At 44.3% G+C, this 3,166-nt stretch carries 4 protein-coding genes; 3 read left to right on the top strand and 1 reads right to left on the bottom strand.

Features of this window, described 5'->3' with window-relative positions; genetic code table 11:
- Positions 1–110 precede the first annotated feature (110 nt).
- Positions 111–413, top strand: a complete 303-nt coding sequence (locus tag VN429_RS12480; RefSeq protein ID WP_325633820.1) for a two-CW domain-containing protein — start codon at positions 111–113, stop codon at positions 411–413.
- 19 nt (positions 414–432) lie between these two features.
- On the opposite strand, the gene VN429_RS12475 is transcribed toward VN429_RS12480, so the two are convergent.
- Positions 433–1,701, bottom strand: coding sequence for a response regulator (locus VN429_RS12475; protein ID WP_325633818.1), 1,269 nt, complete (start codon positions 1,699–1,701; stop codon positions 433–435).
- 180 nt (positions 1,702–1,881) lie between these two features.
- Between VN429_RS12475 and VN429_RS12470 the strand changes: the two genes are divergently transcribed.
- Together VN429_RS12470 and VN429_RS12465 are read left to right on the top strand one after the other, a co-directional pair.
- Positions 1,882–2,022, top strand: a complete 141-nt coding sequence (locus VN429_RS12470; protein ID WP_325633816.1) for a hypothetical protein — start codon at positions 1,882–1,884, stop codon at positions 2,020–2,022.
- Between the two features lie 262 nt (positions 2,023–2,284).
- Entirely contained in the window at positions 2,285–3,097 is an 813-nt protein-coding gene (locus tag VN429_RS12465; protein WP_325633814.1) for a sulfite exporter TauE/SafE family protein, read from the top strand.
- Positions 3,098–3,166: the final 69 nt, after the last annotated feature.

The following is a 3,166-nucleotide window of genomic DNA, read 5'->3' as shown; positions in this document are numbered from 1 at the left end:
TGTGAATACAATCTGTAGGTTCTCTTTTGTTCAGGGGTATTCTCTTAATCATGATATTTGTTGAAATTGAGTGAAGATGGAAGTTGTACATATTTGCTGAGGAACTCTGGATGAAAATTAACTGTTGGGAATTTAAAAAGTGTGGCCGTCAGCCTGGTGGAGATAAAGTAAAGGATCTAGGTGTTTGTCCTGCTGCAATTGAGTCACGGGTTGATGGTGTGAACAATGGAGTACATGGTGGTCGTTCGTGCTGGGCAATCACCGGAACGTTATGTGGGGGGGAGATACAGGGCACTCACGCCCAGAAACTTGGTAATTGCCTGAACTGCGATTTTTATCAGTTAGTTCAGCAGGAAGAGCGGCCGAATTTTAAAACCGCAGGTTATATTGTGTCATTAATAGAACAGGAGTAGGTGCCCGGTCTGATTTCTCCTAACTTCTGTCCTGTCTCAAGTGAACAAGGAAGAACTGGGAACCGTCATGTTCAAATGACCTGACTGAAAGACCGGGTTGTTCCTGGGATCTTGCTGAAGGATTATTTGCGTTTAATCCATCATCGGTAATGGGAATCTCCTTTCTCTTGGCAGCTAACCGATGGATGTCCTCAACAGTCAGCAGACCGGTACTGGAGATATTGTAGTGGTGTGACTTGAAATCTGTGCACTCATCTGAAGTAATCCGACGTGCTGCATGATTTGCATATTGAATAGTACCCTTAATATCGATTAGGAAGAATGCATCATTATCACTCTCTATCGCACTGAGCATCATGTTCAGTCTATCTGCGACCTGCTCTTTTTCCCGTTCCTGTGCCATGAGCTCAAATGCCAGTGACAGACTTTCCGTAATTTCCATCATGAGCAGCACCTCCTCTTCACTAAAAAAATCTGCTTCATCAGAATGCAGTGTGAGTGCTCCGATTAATCCATCACTAACTTTGAGCGGAAATGACGCACTAGTGAGGAACCCTGCTGTGCAAAGAGCACGACCATATGATTCTTCATGTGGATAGCGTCTGTTGTCTGAACAGACATGAAATCTGTCTTCCTTTAGAGTATGCAGAGTTGGAACAGAGTCCGGACTTAAGAAGGGTTCTGTTGTCTTTCCCAGGGTATCCGGTGAAGTATCGTATGCAACAATTTCGGGGAGGTTGGTTACGGGATGGAGCATACAAACGGATGCTGCCTTAAATCCTCCTTGTTCAATAGCGATATGACAGACTTCCTTGGTGAGATCATCACGTGATCGTATCTGGTACACTGCTTTATTAACCCGTGAAAGGAGCGAGTACAGCCTTGCAAGGTGACGTATCTGATCCTGTGCCTGTCTTCGTTCGGTAGCCCTTCGGCATTTGTGTGCAAGTTCAGTATACTGAGCTTTTGCATCTCCCCCTTTTTGGAGATAAAAATCTGCACCAAGATTCAGAGCTTCGATTACAACCTCTTCCCTTCCCTTTCCGGTAAAAATAATAAATGGCTGGTTTGGGGATCGCTGCTTTACTTCCCTGAGTAGTTCGATGCCGTTCATGTATGGCATGTCGTAATCTGATACTACGATCTGGTATGGCCGCTTTTCCAGCCGTTCCAGCGCCTCCTTTCCATTTGATGCAGTATCAACGGTAAAATGTTCACGCTGTGTCAGGTAGAAGGATCCCAGGTCTAACAGAACCGGTTCATCATCTACGAGCAGGATAGAGATCATAACTCTGGTACAACTCCACTTAAGGTATTTATGCGGCGTTAAATTTCACTGGATATTGAATTAATCTATCGCAAACGGCATAGCGCAGGTTTCATGGTAAGAACTGCCGATACAATGCATATTATGTCTGGGAAGGATCAATATAGTGTGTTCACAATCGTGAATCACAGGAGAGATTTCATGAATTATGTCAAATCCAGAGCGGGAGCATATACGCTATCTGCCCGTGATTCTCCTGAATCATTCCTGGATGCAGGAGATAACATGATTGCATATATCTACCCGTGGGAACTTGTCAGAGGAGATTACTGTCATCGCTGATAGACGTTTTCACTCATCACAGAACATCACGCCTCTAAGGGTGATCCCGGACTGGACCCCTGGGATCATCAATATACCGTTAGCCGTGTCTGATCATCGCAGATATGGGTTACTGGGTGTATCTATGCCATTACATTACCTCGGATCAGAAGCCTTTGTATTATAGGCCGGATGGATTTATCCATCTCCTCCGGTTTCAAAATAGATCTGTCTAACCGTTCGTCTTAAATCAGTAACACTCCGGTTCAAAGCCCTTGTTGCCATGATAAATCTTTCAACAGACCTCATTCTTGTTGGATTCGGGTCAATATTTGTAGGAATTTTATCAGCACTTATTGGTCTGGGTGGTGGGTTTATCCTTGTTCCGATGTATACGCTGGTTTTTGGCCTTAATCCTGAAATCGCTATAGGAACCAGTATTACTGCGACTATTTGTACCACACTTTCAGCTACATTGTTTCAGTTCAGGGATGTAAAAGTGCATTTTCCTGTCATCCTGCGAATTATTTGTACCTCATTACCTGCAGCGGTTTTTGGTTCATATTGTATTCAGTTTCTCTCCGGATGGGTATTATCCGGCATATTTGGAATATTTCTTCTGATTATGGCCATCAGGCTGACAATCTGGACTGAAATAAAGCAACTTACATTCCGGTTTTTACCGAATGGAAATGAGGCAGAAAAGGAAGAACATGAGAGCGCAAAGGCACTTACAAACCCGTATCTCTATTCAACCGGATGTCTTGGTGGCCTTGTGAGTGGGCTGACTGGTATTTCTGGAGGGATTATTTTTGTGCCTGCATTGATTAGCAGGAATGTGCAGATCCAAAAGGCTGTAATAATATCTCTGGCGTCTATCATCGTCACTTCTTGTGGAGCCGCTGCAACAAGTCTCCTGCTGGGTCATGTGAGTCTCCCTTTTCTTATCAGTACCGCCATTGGTGTTTTTCTTGGAGCTGCTATCGGTGTACGATTATCATCCTATATCGCTCCCGAGATCGTCAGGTGGATGCTCGGAGTATCTGTAGGCATGATGGCCCTGATCATGATCATCAAAGCATCTACACTCGTGTGAATTTTCTGGATCTGTTTTTCTGGCCTGATGCAATGTTTACGAGTGGAACCTATCGATATGAGAAAACAC

Source organism: Methanospirillum sp. (assembly GCF_035560735.1).
GTDB lineage: Archaea > Halobacteriota > Methanomicrobia > Methanomicrobiales > Methanospirillaceae > Methanospirillum.
The sequence above is the reverse complement of the archived record's forward strand: the minus strand, read 5'-3'. Positions and strand labels throughout refer to the sequence as shown.